The organism is Microcoleus sp. Z1_A1 (assembly GCF_036700305.1).
GTDB lineage: Bacteria > Cyanobacteriota > Cyanobacteriia > Cyanobacteriales > Microcoleaceae > Microcoleus.
Window position 1 is genome coordinate 21,713 of sequence record NZ_JAUBOR010000021.1, and the last position, 16,966, is coordinate 38,678.

A 16,966-nucleotide genomic window follows, 5' to 3' on the forward strand; every position below is an offset into this window, starting at 1 on the left:
TATGAGGACTGAAGTCCCGATAAACTATCAAATTTACCTGTAATTGGTAAACTGCAAAGCCATCGGATAGTCTTCTTGCTTCAAGCGTTGAATCACCAACTGCAACTCATCCTTATCCTTAGCCGAAACCCGCACTGCATCACCTTGAATCGAGCCTTGAATCTTTTTAAACTCATCTCGAATTAATTTAGTGATTTTCTTGGCAATTTCCTGGTCAATCCCTTTTTTCAGTTTGATTTCTTGGCGTACTCTAGTACCACTAGCAGCTTCAATTTTCCCATAATCAAAAATTTTCAGAGACAAATTGCGCTTGGCGGCTTTAGTTTGCAAAACAGTGTGAATTGCGTCGAGAGTAAATTCGCTGTCCGTATTGACAGTAATTGCTTCAGCGCCCAATTCTAGAGTGGTTTTTGTATCTTTCAAATCGTAGCGGCTTTGAATTTCCCGCACAGTTTGGTCAACAGCATTGACTAATTCTTGCCGATCGAACTCGCTGACAATATCAAAGGAATAACTAGCAGCCATAAATTAGTAATTGGTAATGGGGCATTGGGCATTGGGCATTGGGCATTGGGCATTGGCCAAACAGGGCATTGGGCATTAACAACTAACCAATAACCAATAACCAATAACCAATAACCAATAACCAATGACTACTGAAAATTAGCCGTTAACAGCCATTAAACTGAAATAGAATAAAGAAACAGTGCAAGAAGAACTAATCGCAAACATGAGCGATCGCCCCAGTGGCACATTGAGAATATAGAAAACCGAAAACAACAACCGGGCGATCGTAAAAGCGATCGCAGCCCAACCCGCCGGTTCCGAATCTACCCCCGTCACAAAAGCCATCAAAGCCGCCGCTGAAAACAGCATAAACGTCTCAAACGAATTTTGGTGAGCCCAAGTTGCCCGCTGAGCGTAAGCAGGCAACCTCTCAAACATAGCGCGGGGGGCTGCTTGGTCATAGCCTAGCTGCAAGCGGGCGAACGCCACCACCAAAAACGGTGCGTACACCAGCGCAGCCGCAGCAGCAATACAATCAAGCAGAATAACCGACACAGGTAATCCCAACAGCATCATCCGCCTCGCAGTTCAATCAAAATAGAACAGAGTAACCACCTTGCGCTGTTCCTCCGCATCCTGGCAAGTTTTCAGCAAAGTGTGGCTTTCGTGAAAAGCAAAACATATCAGTTGCTGGCAGCGAGAAATAATCTCCTGATTGCACATGGCGCTTGCTTCCGGGAGAGACAAGCTATCATTTTTGGGATTTTCTACCAAATGTATCACTTGTTCGAGTTGGTCGCGAGACTCCCGAGGCTGGCGACTCATGCTTTGTGGCAAAATCACCGTCAGCAGATTAGGATCTGCTCGCATTGCCCCCCGAATTGCGGCTGAATTGGTGCCTGTAGCGCCAGAAGTGATGAGCTGATTGCCTCCCAGAACTATGGCGTAGCTCAGCATCTCAATTAGCTGCTGGTGGGTAATAGGAACGTGGCGAGAACCCAAAAGAGCAATCCGCTTGGAGCCGGTTTGCTGGATCGCCGCAAGTTCTTGTAAAAAATCATCTACTCTGGGTAGCTCAATTGATTGACTCAAAGAATTTATTAAATTAAATAAAACTACGTTGTGGATTTTAGCAGACTCACTAGCCATTGCCGCCAAAAAGAAGTTAAGAATTGCTGATTTACGGGATCAGACTAGAGGAGCGGGAGAGTTGAGGAAGCCAGAGATCAAGGTAGAATTCAAGAAAAATTGAGAATTTAAGAATTTTACCTTTTTATTTATTTAAACAAAAAGTTCTCTCTGCCGAATACCTTCTTCTCTCAGCTCCGGCTCTCTTCTTAATGGACTCGATCGCCCAGGCCCAAGGATGCCATCATGCCATCAAGGTCAAAATGTTCTGCCATTAGCTGAGTAACGCATTCCACCTTGATCGGTTCGTGCAGGCGCACGCTGCCAAAGGTGCTGTCGATAATTTCTACCGTGGTTAAGGTATCCAAATCAACAGACAAAACCGGAATTTCCATTTCTTCTGCCCTGCCAATCACTAGGGGAGAAGGAGGCAAGTGGCCTGTCAAAATTAAGCACTGAGTCGAGCTCTCCAGAGCAGCTAGCTGAATGTCCGTGCGATCGCCCCCCGTCACCACCGCCATATTTCTCGCTTTGCGGAAATACTTCATAGCCGAACTAACATTCATCGCGCCAATTGTCAAGGTTTCCACCATCAAGTCCAAACGGTCTCGACGGCACAGCACATCAGCTTTTAATTGGTGCACCAATTCTTTGACGCTGACACTTCGCAGCAAAGCACTTCTCGGCAGCATTCCCAAAACTGGAATACCCGCAGCCTCCAGAAAAGGCCGCACAGTCGCCGTTACCGATTCGAGTTTGTCCGAGGGAACGTCATTGAGTACCACGCCCAGCAACCGCGAACCCAAACGCTGTTTAGCCGACAGCAAATCGTCTATATACAGATCGATCGGGCGAGCTACCAACAGCACAGAGGCATCAACTGTCTCAGCGATTTGAGCCAAAGACAAGTCAAACAGACTGCCTTCCTCCAAATTAGCTGGGCCTTCTAACAGCGCCAAGTCTCCGCTGGGAGCTTGCAAATATTGCGCTAAAGACTGGCGGTAATCTGTCTTGTCTTCTCCCCGCAAACGCTTGTGAACCGTCTCTTCATCCAAATACAGCAGTGTTGACGGCATCTGACTTTCTGAGAGATTCAGCGTCTCTACGGCGAACCGCACGTCTTCGTCCTCTATCCCAGCTCCGGGCGAGCTCAAACAGGTTCCCAGAGGTTTGCCGTAGGCGACTGCCAGTCCTTTTCCCCGGAGTCCGAGTGCCATCCCTAGGGCGATGGCAGACTTGCCACTGTAAGCTTTTGTGGAACCGATCAGCAAATATTTAGTCAATTTGGGTACGCCTTCAATCCTCAATGTGCACCTGTCTATTTCAATAAATTTAGTTTTTCAACAGTATTTCTGAACTGAGCCTCAATTTAGAAATAATATATTATACTCGATTATACTCGATTTTGTCGCTTTTGGGCAGATTGTTTTTTGGCGAAAATTTTTTATTTACCTGTTCGCAACCATTTTCTTCCCATTCTTTTTACTTGATTTTGGAAAACCAGTTTTTAAATTGTTTGTTTTGCCAGCAGTTTTTGATAATTATTTATCGCTGATATTTTTTTAATCAAAAATTTTAAATTATAAATTTTTAGTCATGTTTCTTGCTATAATTAGATATTAATACCGACTTTTATCAAATAAATATAACAGGGTATAAGTGGGAATTTGACTAGGAATAACCTATTAATAGGGCTTGGTGCAGTTTTTGTTGGGTATATACCAATCCTCGCATCATTTGTGAATTTCTTACCCCCTCCGCTTCGTAAGGGAGGGTTGGGGTGGGGTAAAAAAAATACGACTCCTGCAAGGATTGTTATAATACAGGTATTTTGTAGGAATCAAGCCCGGTGCTTGCCCGATCATTCTTGCATATAATCGACAATCGATATAGCAATCATAAATAATTCATGTAAATTTGTAGGGGTAGTGCTAAGAGTGCCTACCCCCTATCTATCGGGGCAACTGGGCGTGGGATTGCCCCTACAATAATTACGCGAATGATTTAGGGTTGCTATATGTATTATTAGTTATTCATTATTAGTGCGATCGCCCGCGTTAAAGCTGAACACTGGCAATGCGAGCAATAAGCTCCTTATAATCGGGATTCTAGCTTCTAAACACATAAATTGTCGGGCGGCGCGGGCTGGAATTTCGGCAGCCTTTGGGCTGATTGCGATGCTAGGCAGATCGCCGTCAAGGGCTGTAGATTAATTTTCCTTGGGCGGATCTACAGCGCTTTCCTCTCAGCTACCGAGTCGCAAAATTTGAACGAAATCGGACGGCGCGATTCGCCTAACGGCGATAGCTTCGCTCGCGCTTACTCGCACAGCACCCATGTCCGAAATAGACTTTTGGACTTTTACCAGAACAAAGTACAGTAGTTTTCAATTGGATGAAATACAGGTAGCGAACTCTGTATCACGCTCAACTGAAAACTGCGGTAGATTTACTTTAGCAATGGGGATAAGTGCTGACCCCCAAAGGGATTATTGAGAACGATCCAACAACTCACTTACTATTTCCGCTTCTCAAATAAAATTGGCTCCCCAATCATGTAATGTTGCCGTCGTGGCTTTACACTATTGGTGGGTCAGTTATAGCGCCCGTCAATCGATTTGAGATTTGAGATTTGAGATTTTAGATTGAAGAAAGCAAGCCCACTGATAAATCCGGGGGCTGGCGATCGGGATTCTGAGCTTTTTTCTCGATCCCCGAATCAATCCGGGGGCCCCGGATTAAATTGCTTGATTGTCAATTGCGGACTTTCGGGAGTGCGACTATCGATTTTAGATTTTAGATTTGAGATTTTAGATTGAAGAAAGCAAGCCCACTGATAAATCCGGGGGCTGGCGATCGGGAGCGAGGAGCTTTTTTCTCGATCCACGAATCAATCCGGGGGCCCCGGATTAAATTGCTTGATTGTCAATTGCGGACTTTCGGGAGTGCGACTGCGGTGAAAGTTATTCATCCATTCGCATCAGCTTGCGGTAAAACGTTTTAGAAAAATCGACAGTACGAGTTCGCTGAAAAGTCAGGAGAACCTCAATTAAGCAACTAACAAACTCAGAGCTTTGCATAGTCACTTCGTAGCTGAGTTCAGCATTGCCGTCAAACAACACCCGACAGCGGGTTAAGTCGATCGGCAGCGACGAGATATTCCAACTAGCGACAAACGGCACGCTCTCCCCGCCGTCAATTTTTCTTGCTCCCTCCAAGGTTTTGAGCTTGTAGAGGCCAATAGCGTGCGGTAAAAACTTACGCCTGGGCTCTTGACAGAAAGGCGCGTAGACTTTCACTTCTTTGTCATCGGCTGGCTTGAGTTGAGGAATAGACATATTTCCACCTCAGACAATTATTACTAACAGATAGTTTAGATCCCCTGAAAAAACTAGCAGATATTCCAGGTCGATCGCAAGCAAAAGTCAAGCTAAATACTCTATGCAGTACCCGTTTACCAGGGCCGTACAATCACCGAACCCGCTGGTTGTCCTCCCGTCCGCTTTCGACAAAAGCCCAGAAACTGATACAGTAGATGCTTATATCTAAAATCAAAAACTATTGGTGGTTGAATCAAGTAACCTATGCAGGAGAGTTCTTGGCCAGAAAACGACGCTCGCAGCGAGCTTAACTTGGACATCTCTGATTTAGCTCAAGAAGAGCTCAAGAGTTTGACCTCGAACTCGAAGCTCAGCAAAGTATTTGCTATATCAGACATTGGCGACAGGGTGTTTGACGCGGAAACAAAAGCAGAGCTCCCGGTGGCGGTGTCTGTGCCGGGAACTCCCTCCTTTCCTCAAAATCTGTACCGGGGAAGGCGCGGAAAAGCTGCCGCAGTGCTGGCTGCGATTTGGGCCGGCACGATCGCCCTGCACTTGATTTCTTGGGGTGCGTGGGTAGTGTGGGGGTTGACGGGACTGCTGTGGATGCAAGCATTTCGAGTTTTGTTTGCCCAGCCCAAGCCCGCACTGCCGCCTCTTGCGGATGAAAGTCGAGAGGATTGGCCCTATGTGTCGCTGCTGGTAGCGGCGAAAAATGAGGAAGCGGTGATTGCCCGATTCGTAGAATCCATCTGCAATGTAGATTATCCGATCGACCGCTACGAAGTTTGGGCGATCGACGATCACAGCAGCGACGCCACGCCGCTAGTATTGGAACAGCTAACCAAAAAGTACCCCCAGCTCAAAGTATTTCGCAGAGGAGCAAATGCCAGCGGCGGCAAGTCGGGAGCACTGAATCAAGTGTTACCGCTGACTCGCGGGGAATTTGTGGGAATATTTGACGCCGACGCGACGGTAACGCCAGACTTGCTGCGCCTGGTACTGCCGGTGTTCGATGCAGAAAAGGTAGGGGCTGTGCAAGTCAGAAAAGCCATCGCCAATGCTTCGGTAAATTTTTGGACTCGCGGCCAAGAAGCAGAAATGGCTCTCGACAGTTTTTTCCAGCAGCAGCGGATTGCGATCGGCGGCATTGGAGAATTGCGCGGTAACGGCCAATTCATGCGCCGCACCGCCTTGGAAGGCTGCGGAGGCTGGAACGAGGAGACGATTACCGACGACCTGGATTTGACGGTGAGGCTGCACCTAGACCGCTGGGACATTGAATTTCTCTCTTTCCCAGCCGTGTCAGAAGAAGGAGTCACTAACGCTCGCGCTCTGTGGCATCAGCGCAATCGCTGGGCAGAAGGTGGCTATCAGCGTTATCTTGACTACTGGCGGCTAATTTTGCGGAACCGCATGGGAACTGGGAAAACTTGGGATTTATTTGGATTTTGGGTATCTCAATATTTCTTACCCACAGTAGCCCTACCCGACTTTGTGATGTCAATTGCGCTGCGCCGGATGCCGATCGCCAGTCCCATAACTTTTATGACCCTTACATTGTCGGTGGTGGGAATGTTTGTCGGTTTGCGCCGCACTCGCAAAGAAACCAAATTTGACGTAAGGCGAGTTTTTCTCACCGGGCTGCAAACGCTGCGGGGTACTGTGTATATGTTCCACTGGCTGCTGGTAGGGACTGTAACGGCTCGGATTGCGGTACGGCCCAAGCGGCTCAAATGGGTCAAAACCGTCCATCAAGGCGCTGTTAATAGCCTCAAGTAAACAATTCGCAGAAATATCTCGGCACAGTATGGCCGAAAGTCCGAAGATTTTGCGAGACAAAAAAACACCAACGCTCGCCAAATATCTCCCTGCCAGATCCTAAGAGTAAAATTTGGCAATTTCGAGAAAAAAACACTTTGAAACAGCTTAGGTAATAGGTAATCGGCGAGCGGTAATAGCGAATAAGTAATCGGCCATACAAAAGTCTAAAATTAAAAGATAAAAGCGAGAATTTTTAACTTTTAACTTGACAAAAAACCAATTACTATCTATTAATTATGAATTGCCAATTAGGACGAATTGCTTGTTGCCAACTACCCGTCACCCGTAATTGATAAATGGATTTGTTAGAGTACCAAGCTAAATCATTATTTCGCCAGATGGCAATTCCGATTTTGCCGTCGCAGCGGATTGACAATCCCGCTGACCTCAAAGGACTGAAAATTCCTTACCCCGTTGTACTCAAATCGCAAGTGCGGGCTGGGGGACGGGGCAGGGCCGGCGGTATCAAGTTTGTAGAAAATACGATCGATGCAGTAGCAGCAGCCCAAACAATTTTTAATTTGCCGATCGAGGATGAATATCCCCAAGTCCTGCTGGCAGAAGCAAAGTACAACGCCGACCAAGAATTGTACTTAGCGGTACTCCTAGACCCCGTAGCGCGACGCCCGGTGCTTCTGGGGTCGAGCCAAGGAGGTATGGATGTCGAAGGGTCGATCGACCAAATGCAGCAAGTTGCCGTAGATCAAGAATTTTCCCCATTCTACGCGAGGCGTCTCACGCTGAAAATGGGATTGCAGGGAGACTTGATTCAATCGGTGAGCACTATTGTCGAAAAAATGTACCGACTGTTTGTCGAAAAAGATTTAGATTTAGTAGAAATCAATCCTCTCGGCATCAGTCCAAGGGGAGAGGTAATGGCTTTAGACGGTAAAGTCACCGCCAACGACGATGCCTTGGGACGACATCCAGATTTGGCAGCACTCTCGGAGAAGAAGCTCTTGGGCGGGTTGGCACGGGAAAGAAGAAGTCCCCATGCTGGGGGCGATCGCTCCCATTCCCAGTCCAAGGTTCAGCAGTCGCCGGAGTTTGACCCCAAATCTAAATCCCCAATCTCGAATTCCGAATCCCTGCAATTAATCGAACTAGACGGGAATATTGCGATTTTGTGCAACGGAGTGGGCCTGACAATGGCAACTCTAGATGCTGTAACCCACCAAGGAGGAAAACCAGCTAATTTTGTGAATATTGGTTCCCTAGACCGCTACTATGCAGCAAATGCCCTGCGCGATCGCGTGGAGTTGGGTCTGGAGTTAGTCGCTCAGGATAAAAGCGTTAAGGTGATACTTGTAAATATTTTGGGCAGCGCCTCCAAGACTGAGGAAATAATCGCTGCAGTAGCCGGCTATTTGGAACGGAAAGCTCGCGCTAACCGCCACATCCAAGTTGTGCTGCGACTGGTAGAGATCGATGCTGATGCTGTTAAAAAGCGTTTGGGACAGTTGCCGGTGCAGCTAGCTAGCACTTTGGATGAGGCTGCGGCCGCTTCTGTATCCTCCGCCAAGTAGGGGCAGTCGATCGGCAAAAAATGAGATTTCTTTACAGATGAAGGCCTTCTGCTTTTTACAGATCGAGTGTCAAGTGGGAAAAAGTCAATCACCCGGCGCTGCTCGGAGTACCGAGACAGCGCGGGCACAGAAATTGCCTAGTTGACCAGTCTAAGTGGTTCGCCCACTACGTTTAAGGTAAGTGTTGAAGTACCTACCGGAGGATGCGTGCTAGTCTTCCGCTCTAGAACTTAAAAGTTAAACAGGTGTAAGGGTTAAGCCAGTGCTTTTAAGATAGTTACCGACCTTAAACATTGACGAAGCAAACATTACCCCGTAAGGGAGGACTTAAATGTCTAATTTGGTTTTTGTACTTGATACCAAAAAACGACCGCTCAATCCAATCCGCCCAGGATTGGCACGTAAATTGCTAACTATTGGCAAAGCTGCTGTCTTCAAAAGGTATCCATTTACGCTAATTTTGAAAGTAGAGGTAACAGTACCGCAAAAACCAATCACTCTCAAAATAGATCCTGGCTCTCGAACTACTGGAATTGCGTTAATACAAGGAGAAAACGTAATCTTTGGTGCAGAGCTAACACACCGAGGACAAGCTATTAAAGCCAGCCTTGAATCTCGCCTTTCATTGCGTAGAGTCAGGAGAAATCGCCATACCCGCTATCGTCGGGCTAGATTCTCAAACAGGACTCGCCCTAAAGGTTGGCTAGCCCCAAGTTTGCAGCACCGCGTCGAAACAACACTGACATGGGTGACTAGATTGATGAAACTCGCCCCCATTGCTTCTATTGCTCAAGAGCTTGTCCGATTTGACTTACAGCAATTAGAAAACCCAGAAATTTCTGGAATCGAGTACCAACAAGGCGTTTTGCATGGCTATGATATCCGCGAGTATTTGTTGAACAAATGGGAGAGAAAATGCGCTTACTGTGGTGAAATAAATACACCATTACAAGTCGAGCACATTCATCCCAAAGCCAAAGGCGGAGCTAATCGCATTTCTAATCTTTGCCTTGCTTGCGATGCTTGCAACAAAAAGAAAGGTACTCAAGATGTTGAGCAATTCTTGTCTAAAAAGCCAGAGATTTTGAAGCGGATTCTATCTCAAGCAAAACGTCCGTTAAAAGACGCAGCAGCCGTCAATTCGACTCGTTGGACATTATTTAATCGACTCCGTACAACTGGCTTGCCTGTTTCTACAGGTAGTGGTGGCTTAACGAAGTTCAACCGCATTCAATTAAATTTACCTAAAACTCATTGGCTAGATGCAGCTTGTGTCGGAAAGGTTGAGTCATTGAAGATTTTAACAAGCAAGCCACTATCGATCAAAGCAACTGGTCACGGGACACGTCAAATGTGCCGCACTGGCAAATTCGGCTTTCCATCTCGCTATGTTCCCCGGTTTAAGTTTGTTAAAGGTTTTCAAACGGGAGATATTGTCAAAGCGATTGTAACCTCTGGCAAGAAAATTGGTACATACGTTGGACGTGTTGCCGTAAGAACCAGTGGCTCATTCAATATTTCCGCCGAGCGAATTAGTGTCAGGGATTAGCCACAAGTATTGTTCAGTTATTCACAGAAAAGATGGTTATTCGTATGCAGCATAAACCTTGCCCCCCTTTTCCTCTCGCCGCTGACCTGGGTACAGGTACAGCGGGAGTCTCCAAGGGGGAAGAAAGATGAATTTAACTCCTGAAAGCAAAGTCCTAGTACAGGGCATTACAGAATCTCCCGCGTCCACCCGCGCCGCCCTGATGATGAAAGCATACGGCACGAATGTAGTCGCCGGTGTTAGTCCCGGTCGGGGGGGGCAGGAAGTGGAGGGAATTCCGATTTTTGATTTGGTAGAACAAGCAGTGGCGGCAGTGGGTCAGGTTGACACTGCGGTAATTTTGGTAGACGCTTACTCCGTGCTGGATGCTGCTCTAGAAGCGATCGCCGGAGGAATTCGGCAAATCGCGATCGTCACAGGGGGAGTGCCTCCTCTGGATATGGTGCACTTAGTCAGAAAAGCAGAAGCCACCGAAACTTTGGTAATCGGGCCCAACAGTCCGGGGATTATTGTGCCCGACAAACTGCTGCTGGGAACTCACCCCAAGGAATTTTACACTCCCGGCCCGGTGGGAGTGATCAGTCGCAGCAGCACTTTGACTTACGAAGTTGCCCTAGAACTGACGGAGGCCCGGTTGGGACAGTCGATGGCGGTTTGTATTGGTTGCGACGCGATTGTCGGTTCTTCTTTTATGCAGTGGCTGCAAATTTTGGACGAAGACGACAGTACGGAAGCGATAGTTTTGGTGGGGGAAGTTGGCGGGTGGAGTGAACAAGCTGCAGCTTCTTACATCGCCTCGGCGATCGACAAACCCGTGGTTGCTTATCTAGCCGGCCGCTACGCTCCCAAGGGGCCGTCTTTGGGCCACGCCGGCATCCTGATCAGTTCTAGGGCTGCTGCCCAGAAAGCCTTTGGAGTTTCGGCCCCAAACAAAATGGCTGCCTTTGAAGAGGCGGACATACCTGTGGCGGCTCGACCTTCCGAGATTCCTAAGTTGCTCAAAAAATTGCTCAAGAAAAATTGATTGCTTTGGGAGTTTTCACACAAGTCCTAACCCTCTTGGGGGTTGGGATAAGGGTAGGGCGGGGGCGGGTTTGGTCTCATATCATTTCCGGTAACACTCATACATGATGTTGACGGTTGACGGTTGACTGTTGACGCCGTGAACCGTGAACCGTCAACAGTGAACAGTGAACAGTGAACTCGGATTTACTATTCCGATGAAGAGTGGATTTGATATCAAAAGTGTCTGCAGAATGCCACAACAGCGGCTTCAACCCGCCTTTAGGACAAATTTAGGATTTTTTTACCAAAGCCCTCTGACCGGCATCACAGGCTGCGGTTGGGGTGCTGGCAATGGCGCGGCGCGGCGCGGCGCTGGAGGCGGAGTTGTTGGCTGCACGCTGGGGCGAGGTTCGATCGGCCTTTCGGTGGGATTTGTTTCAGTTGTGCGAGTTGTCGATCGCGTCACATCTTCAAGCAGGCTTCGCAGAGTTCCAGCTATACTCTGAACTTTCCCAACAGCGGTGCGAAGGCTGGCAACATCTACGTAAACCTCCTTGAGAGGATACTTTTTCAGGATTTCTAGCAGCGATACCTTACCGTCATCCCCGGATGCCAGGATCACCGCTGCCCGCAAAGCTTTCCCGCTTTCTGTGCGGCGCTGAGTCCGAATTGCTTGACCGATGTCGTCAGTGATCTTTTCTCCTGGGGTGCTGTAAACTACCCTCGCCAGATTAGCAGGCTTTAAACCAATTTCTAAACCCATGAACCCCCGCAGTAATTGCGCGTCCATTTTGGAGAACCGGATAATTTGTTGGAGGGTTGGCGTCGTCGTGCCGTTTTTAGCAAATTCTTCTAAGTCGCTGACATTGATGGCTTGTCTGATCGGGCCAAATGTGAGGACTACTTTTTCGGCCCCTAATGCTCTACTGCTGCTAGATAATATGCTCCCGCTTGCTCCTAAAACTAGGGCAATGCCGATCGATACAAATTTTGTTAATTTCATATTCACCGCAACATTAAAATTATTTTTTCGAGATTTGTACATTTTTGTACATTGTACAGTATAGATGCAGCAGTTATATTCTACAAGGTCGCCAGTCTAATTTGTGCCCGCGTCACACCGACAATCTCGACCGAGACTTTTTCTTATCTTGACTTTAAGAATAAGTAACGATCGTCAATTAAATCATTTCCCTTTTTTCTTGTGGGATGGGCCTAAGAGCCCGCCCAGAAAGGACGGGCTCTTAGGCCCATCCCACAACAGTCATGAAAAGTGGATTTTATTTAATTCTCATCCCTAACCATATCTGCCGACCTATTTTTGATTCTCTTCATTCTGCCTTCTACCTTTTACATCAGAGTGCCTTCTACATCAGAGTGCCTTCAGCCTTCTACATAAGTGCCTTTTAGAAATTATGTTGAAAACCAAGCGCAAATCCAAGAAATCCAAACACAAGCACAGCGAAAAAACCACAGCGCTCAGCAAAAAAGAAGTAACTGCACAAAAACGCAAAATTTCCCAAAAGCGCAATGAAGTGGTGCAGGCGATCGCCATAAGCTGCTTAATCACCTTTGCTCTCAGCATTCCCCTGTTTTTCGTAGCCGGCCCTAAGATTGCTATTGGAGGAGGCGCAGCCGCAGCCATCTTGCTGCTTTCCTACAAATACCCCCGTCAAGCTTTGTGGACTTTTCTAATTTACCTGCCTTTCAGTGGTACAATTACCTACGCAATTGGCGGCGGCAATCCTGCATTTCAAGTAGCCAAAGATGCTTTCTACATACCAGCTCTCATCGCCCTAATTCAAAGCTGCAAAAATAAACAGTTGCCCCTGTTCATTCCCAAACAAATGCTTTCTACCTTCAGCATCCTGTTGATGATGGCAATGCTGACTTTAATTTTTGTCAACGGGGAGATGCAGCTCAACCCTAGGGGCGGCGACAAACCAATTCTGCAAGGAATTCTCGGCTTAAAAGTATTGATAGGTTACATACCGCTGATTGCTTGTACCTATTATCTGCTCCGCACTAAGAAGGATTTGGTGTTTTTTAGTCGAATGCACATCGTTTTGGCGATCGTTTGCTGCCTTCTCGGTTTGATTCAGTACCTGTTGCTGCAAAGTGGAAAGTGTGCGGGAACCAGAGGCATGATCGGAGCAGAATTATATAAAGCAACGTTGGAAGCTAGATGTTTTGTCGGCGGTTCCTTGGTGTTCAGTCCAGAAGTCAAGTTTGTCCGCTTGCCGGGAACTTTTGTCGCGCCTTGGCAGTGGGCGTGGTTTTTAATTTCTAATGCTTTTTTAACCTTTGCCTCTGCCTTTTGCGACCCTTCCTTCTGGTGGCGAGTTATCGGTTTATTTGGCATGGCATTAGTATTTGCCAATGCAGTTATTTCCGGTCAAAGAGCTGCTTTAGTTATGGTTCCAGTTGCTACAGCAATCCTGCTAGTTCTCACCGGTCAATTAGTTAATTTAAAACGATTTATTCCCATTGGTGCAGGACTGGCGATTCTGCTATTTGTCGGTGCAGCTATTAACCCGGGAATTATCGAGCAGCGGTGGGATAGTTTTGTTAGTCGCTGGAATGCTGCACCGCCCCAACAGTTTCTCTTTAATCAGTTCGAGCAGAGCAACAATTTTATCATTGATAGACCTCTGGGCAGAGGTGTGGGACGAGCAACTAATTCAACGCGAATATTTGGTGCAACGCAGCTAATTGAAACTTTTCAACCTAAGTTGATATACGAACTAGGTTATCCGGGAATGATTAGTTTTCAGATGATGCTTTTACACTTAGCTTTTCTAACTTTTAGAGCTTACCGATCTGTCAAGGACAAAAGTTTGCGGAGTTACGGAGCTAGTTTTTGGGTGTTTGTTGCCTTTATTACGATCAATACTCAATACTATCCGCTGGATGTAGATCCAGTGTCGGTGTATTATTGGGTTTTAGCTGGAGCGATTTTAAAGTTGCCCAAAATTGATAAACAGGTACAGGATGAAAAACAGCAGGAAGTTGAGTCAAATGAATTGCAAGTTCACCAGCCATTAAAGGAGAAAAAAATTCTTTCATCTTCCCCAATTTGAGAATTATTCTGAGTGTTGAGTTTGGTGGATTTTTTCTTGTTAAGTAACCCGCTTTCGCTGCGGGGGAATGCCAATATAGCCCGCCCTGCTGGGTTTATCTGTGATCGAACCCACCCCTACAGCATATTGTGGCTCTTAAGTTTACTGCGGTTGCCAAACCGGATTGCCAGGATACAAATCTTTGTCGTTTGTCAATTTAGTCAATCCTGAACCGTCCAGATTAATTACATACAACTTGCTTTTTTTGCCTTCGGTTTCATTATATATAAAAGCAATTTGGTTGCTGTCAGAATACCAAGCTAATTCTGAAATTTGTGACGGTTTTAGCCTGGTAGCTAGTTGATTTAGCTGGTTGCCGTCAGCATTGATTGTGTAGAGTTTTTGATTGTTGAACTCTCCGGCGACGAAAGCAATAAATTTGCCATCCGGCGACCACGAAATTTCGTCGTAGTTTCTGGGTTTTTGGGTGAGGTTCTTGGCTGTCCCCCGGTTAATGTCGAGCAGGTAAATATCTTGCTGTTCGCCTGCTGAATCGCCTGGTTTATTGTAATAGTAAGCAATGCGGCTGCTGTCTGGCGACCAAAATAATTTGACGTTGTAAACCTGATGTTGCGGGTTGTTTGTCAAATTTTTGAGGTTGGTTCCATCGGCATTAATGGTGTAAATTTGCTGTTTCGGATAAGCGCCGAACAGGAAAGCTATTTTTGTGCGATCGGGCGACCAAGCAAGTTGACTGCCGCCGGATATATATTCGCCGGGAGTTTTAGTTAGTTTGGTCATTACCGAACCGTCGGCATTCATTTTGTAGATATTTTTATCCTTGACAAATGCTACTTGCTGACCGTCCGGCGAAAGGTAAAATTCTGATGAAATTTCTGTTTTAGGTGGCTCTCCTCCTACTTCCAATTCCCGAACTAATTTAGTTCCTTGGATGCCAGAAGTGTCGCTTGTATAAAGTGATTGGCTACCGGGAGCATCAGAGGTAAAACCGTCGCAAGAACGGGCAAAAACAAGTTTCTGGCTGTTGGAAAACCAAGCTATTTCAAAATTAGGTGCTTTGCAACCACCCTCAGCAAACTGTTTAGTTAGTCGAGAACCGTCAGCATTGACTGTATAGATGTCGCTGTATCCGCCAACGAAAGCCAGTCGCTGGCCGTTGGGCGACCACACGAGGGGACTGTTAACATCTATATTAGGTGTAAGTTCGCGGCGACCGGAACTGGTAGCATTGAGGGCAAATAAACTGTTTCTGGGCTCGCTGCCCCGCATCTGGAGGGCGGTAAACGCTAGTATCCTTGGTTTTTGGGCTGCGGTTGGGGGAGGGCTGTGAAGGCTCAAAAACAAGCTGATTAAGACTGTTAGGGAGATGAGGGCGATCGCACTTATCGGCCATAATTTATGGAAGCTGAAAAGTTGCAGAATTTGCCACAAGCTTTTCAGGGGCGGCCAAGATTCCCAACCCCTAGTCCCCACACTCAACTGAAAATCTTGTGGAACAAGCTTTTGTGGAACGGGCATCTTGCCTGTTCCATATCGCAGAGGGAAATGCAAGTTAAAACGCATTTTATCGATTCCTCTGCTAATTTTCAAAGTGTTTGTCGGTCTATATGCCGCGACAGCCTCAAACTCTGTTTAATTCTGCCAATAATTAGCTCAAACATTTTTTTGCGGGACGGATTCTTGCTGCTGGGTGGCATCCCTAACTCGCAACACATTAAGTTCAAGTCAGTTGCACTCATGGCCAACAACTTTTGCCTCACCTCTTCTTCATTACCATTCTTAGCTTGTAAACGCAGTTCTTCATAAACTTCTAGAACATTAGCCGCCGATAAATTAGCAGGTTTATTAACATCAGCACCCCTAGGGATATCCGAAGCTTTTGAGCCAGCAGACATCACTCCCCGCTTGACTTGAGTCTCAAGCCGGGTTAATTTTCGAGCAACGTCCCGCAAGATTTCCTTAAGTTCGCCAATTTCCTCAACTAACCCCCCGCTTTCTTGTTGGGAAGCCGCCAAAATTTCTTTTTTACTCATTTCAGATACTCCTCACACTCGCGCCAGAGTTTTTCAAATTCTCTAACTAATTCTCGCGGCAGTTCTCCCTCATTAATCGCCCGTTTTAGCCCGACGCTTTCGCGAATCGTCGATTCTAAAAATCTAACTTCTATGTTATTATCTTTTGATATCTCATCGCAAAGTCTCTTTACTTCTCTCATGTAAAACTGAACTTCATTTGTCAGCAATCCTCCATAGGTTTTAGCTTTATTCATAAACACTGCTATCTTGGGAAACGGATAAGGCTCAATCCGTTTCTGAAGCGAGTTTAAAACTAAACTCAATCCCCTAGAACCAAAATAATCGGGATTGACGGGAATCAATATTAAGTCGCAGCAAGAGAGTACGCTGTAGGTGAGGAGACTGAAGGAAGGCGAACAGTCAAAAAGCATCAAGTCATATTTGGGGAGATTCGCAGAGTTGGCGATTTTGCCGATGAATCTGCGGATGAAGTCTTTAACACTTTTCCCCTCAAATCCATCGATATCTAACCAATACAATTCTTCAACTGAAGGGACAAAATGCAACTGTTCGTCAATCTGATAAATGGTGTCGAAACCCACGGGAAATTTAAAATTCTGTCCGGCTTTTTTAAAGACTTCTAGAGCGTCGTAAATTGTCAGTCTATGCTTGAGAGATTTTTCGTACCACTTACCAAACTTATCATCTAAATGACCCGTATTTTCGTTAAGCCCGATCGCCTCTGTGAGCGACATTTGCGGATCTAAGTCTAACATCAAGACTTCTAAGTCTGTTCCTTGGGATATAATATTTCCTAGACTCCAAGTGACGGTGGTCTTTCCGACACCGCCTTTGAAGTTGATCACGGCTATTGATTTAGGACTCATGGCTGGCTTTGTTTGGATTTTGCTCAAATATAAATTAAAACATATTGTGTGACTTTGTTCAGCGCGCGATCGCCCCGATGTGTCAACTGACATGAAAGGGAGACTGGGAGCGAGAAATTAATAATA

The 16,966-nt window shown here is 46.5% G+C and carries 13 protein-coding genes and 1 pseudogene; 5 read left to right on the top strand and 9 right to left on the bottom strand.

Features of this window, described 5'->3' with window-relative positions:
- Positions 1 to 33 precede the first annotated feature (33 nt).
- From QT973_RS15395 to ebsA, 5 genes are all read right to left on the bottom strand, one after another.
- The gene (locus tag QT973_RS15395) at positions 34 to 525 is read right to left on the bottom strand and encodes a YajQ family cyclic di-GMP-binding protein (protein WP_333208994.1); all 492 of its coding nucleotides are present in this window, start codon (positions 523 to 525) and stop codon (positions 34 to 36) included.
- A 138-nt stretch (positions 526 to 663) separates the two neighbouring features.
- The gene (locus tag QT973_RS15400; protein ID WP_333055489.1) at positions 664 to 1,080 is read right to left on the bottom strand and encodes an MAPEG family protein; all 417 of its coding nucleotides are present in this window, start codon (positions 1,078 to 1,080) and stop codon (positions 664 to 666) included.
- Between the two features lie 15 nt (positions 1,081 to 1,095).
- The gene (locus tag QT973_RS15405; RefSeq protein WP_190744281.1) at positions 1,096 to 1,599 is read right to left on the bottom strand and encodes a DNA recombination-mediator protein A; all 504 of its coding nucleotides are present in this window, start codon (positions 1,597 to 1,599) and stop codon (positions 1,096 to 1,098) included.
- A gap of 245 nt (positions 1,600 to 1,844) precedes the next feature.
- On the bottom strand, positions 1,845 to 2,942 hold the full coding sequence (locus QT973_RS15410; protein WP_333055465.1) for a phosphotransacetylase family protein: 1,098 nt from the start codon (positions 2,940 to 2,942) through the stop codon (positions 1,845 to 1,847).
- Positions 2,943 to 4,597: 1,655 nt separating this feature from the next.
- Complete coding sequence (gene ebsA, locus QT973_RS15415; protein WP_190737140.1) at positions 4,598 to 4,972, bottom strand: type IV pilus biogenesis protein EbsA; 375 nt, start codon at positions 4,970 to 4,972, stop codon at positions 4,598 to 4,600.
- A gap of 246 nt (positions 4,973 to 5,218) precedes the next feature.
- Here ebsA and QT973_RS15420 point away from each other — a divergent pair, with 246 nt between their 5' ends.
- The 4 genes and pseudogenes from QT973_RS15420 to QT973_RS15435 all read left to right on the top strand — a co-directional run bounded on the left by QT973_RS15420 (position 5,219) and on the right by QT973_RS15435 (position 10,877).
- Positions 5,219 to 6,736: a glycosyltransferase family 2 protein gene (locus QT973_RS15420; RefSeq protein WP_333055464.1), complete on the top strand. Its 1,518-nt coding sequence runs from the start codon at positions 5,219 to 5,221 to the stop codon at positions 6,734 to 6,736.
- Between the two features lie 338 nt (positions 6,737 to 7,074).
- Positions 7,075 to 8,304: a succinate--CoA ligase subunit beta gene (locus QT973_RS15425; RefSeq protein ID WP_333055463.1), complete on the top strand. Its 1,230-nt coding sequence runs from the start codon at positions 7,075 to 7,077 to the stop codon at positions 8,302 to 8,304.
- 331 nt (positions 8,305 to 8,635) lie between these two features.
- Positions 8,636 to 9,908 (top strand): annotated as a pseudogene (gene iscB / locus QT973_RS15430) (RNA-guided endonuclease IscB).
- A gap of 72 nt (positions 9,909 to 9,980) precedes the next feature.
- Entirely contained in the window at positions 9,981 to 10,877 is an 897-nt protein-coding gene (locus tag QT973_RS15435) for a CoA-binding protein (protein ID WP_333055462.1), read from the top strand.
- Between the two features lie 282 nt (positions 10,878 to 11,159).
- Here the strand turns inward: QT973_RS15435 and QT973_RS15440 are convergent, their stop codons facing one another.
- Positions 11,160 to 11,861, bottom strand: coding sequence for an alpha/beta hydrolase (locus tag QT973_RS15440; RefSeq protein WP_333055461.1), 702 nt, complete (start codon positions 11,859 to 11,861; stop codon positions 11,160 to 11,162).
- 412 nt (positions 11,862 to 12,273) lie between these two features.
- Here QT973_RS15440 and hpsL point away from each other — a divergent pair, with 412 nt between their 5' ends.
- Positions 12,274 to 13,938, top strand: a complete 1,665-nt coding sequence (gene hpsL / locus QT973_RS15445) for a hormogonium polysaccharide biosynthesis protein HpsL (protein ID WP_333055460.1) — start codon at positions 12,274 to 12,276, stop codon at positions 13,936 to 13,938.
- Positions 13,939 to 14,079: 141 nt separating this feature from the next.
- Here the strand turns inward: hpsL and QT973_RS15450 are convergent, their stop codons facing one another.
- The 3 genes from QT973_RS15450 to QT973_RS15460 all read right to left on the bottom strand — a co-directional run bounded on the left by QT973_RS15450 (position 14,080) and on the right by QT973_RS15460 (position 16,933).
- A complete protein-coding gene (locus QT973_RS15450; protein ID WP_333314858.1) occupies positions 14,080 to 15,456 on the bottom strand; it encodes a DPP IV N-terminal domain-containing protein in 1,377 nt (458 codons plus the stop codon).
- 68 nt (positions 15,457 to 15,524) lie between these two features.
- Entirely contained in the window at positions 15,525 to 15,971 is a 447-nt protein-coding gene (locus QT973_RS15455; protein WP_333391652.1) for a hypothetical protein, read from the bottom strand.
- The gene (locus QT973_RS15460) at positions 15,968 to 16,933 is read right to left on the bottom strand and encodes a ParA family protein (RefSeq protein WP_333391654.1); all 966 of its coding nucleotides are present in this window, start codon (positions 16,931 to 16,933) and stop codon (positions 15,968 to 15,970) included. Before QT973_RS15460 ends, QT973_RS15455 begins: the two co-directional genes overlap by 4 nt.
- Positions 16,934 to 16,966: the final 33 nt, after the last annotated feature.

Bases quoted from the DNA above. Each gene is read 5' to 3' on its own strand.
- QT973_RS15395 (WP_333208994.1), bottom strand. From the start codon at position 525: ATGGCTGCTAGTTATTCCTTTGATATTGTCAGCGAGTTCGATCGGCAA.
- QT973_RS15400 (WP_333055489.1), bottom strand. From the start codon at position 1,080: ATGCTGTTGGGATTACCTGTGTCGGTTATTCTGCTTGATTGTATTGCT.
- ebsA (WP_190737140.1), bottom strand. From the start codon at position 4,972: ATGTCTATTCCTCAACTCAAGCCAGCCGATGACAAAGAAGTGAAAGTC.
- QT973_RS15420 (WP_333055464.1), top strand. From the start codon at position 5,219: ATGCAGGAGAGTTCTTGGCCAGAAAACGACGCTCGCAGCGAGCTTAAC.
- QT973_RS15425 (WP_333055463.1), top strand. From the start codon at position 7,075: ATGGATTTGTTAGAGTACCAAGCTAAATCATTATTTCGCCAGATGGCA.
- QT973_RS15435 (WP_333055462.1), top strand. From the start codon at position 9,981: ATGAATTTAACTCCTGAAAGCAAAGTCCTAGTACAGGGCATTACAGAA.
- QT973_RS15440 (WP_333055461.1), bottom strand. From the start codon at position 11,861: ATGAAATTAACAAAATTTGTATCGATCGGCATTGCCCTAGTTTTAGGA.
- hpsL (WP_333055460.1), top strand. From the start codon at position 12,274: ATGTTGAAAACCAAGCGCAAATCCAAGAAATCCAAACACAAGCACAGC.
- QT973_RS15450 (WP_333314858.1), bottom strand. From the start codon at position 15,456: ATGCCCGTTCCACAAAAGCTTGTTCCACAAGATTTTCAGTTGAGTGTG.
- QT973_RS15455 (WP_333391652.1), bottom strand. From the start codon at position 15,971: ATGAGTAAAAAAGAAATTTTGGCGGCTTCCCAACAAGAAAGCGGGGGG.
- QT973_RS15460 (WP_333391654.1), bottom strand. From the start codon at position 16,933: ATGTCAGTTGACACATCGGGGCGATCGCGCGCTGAACAAAGTCACACA.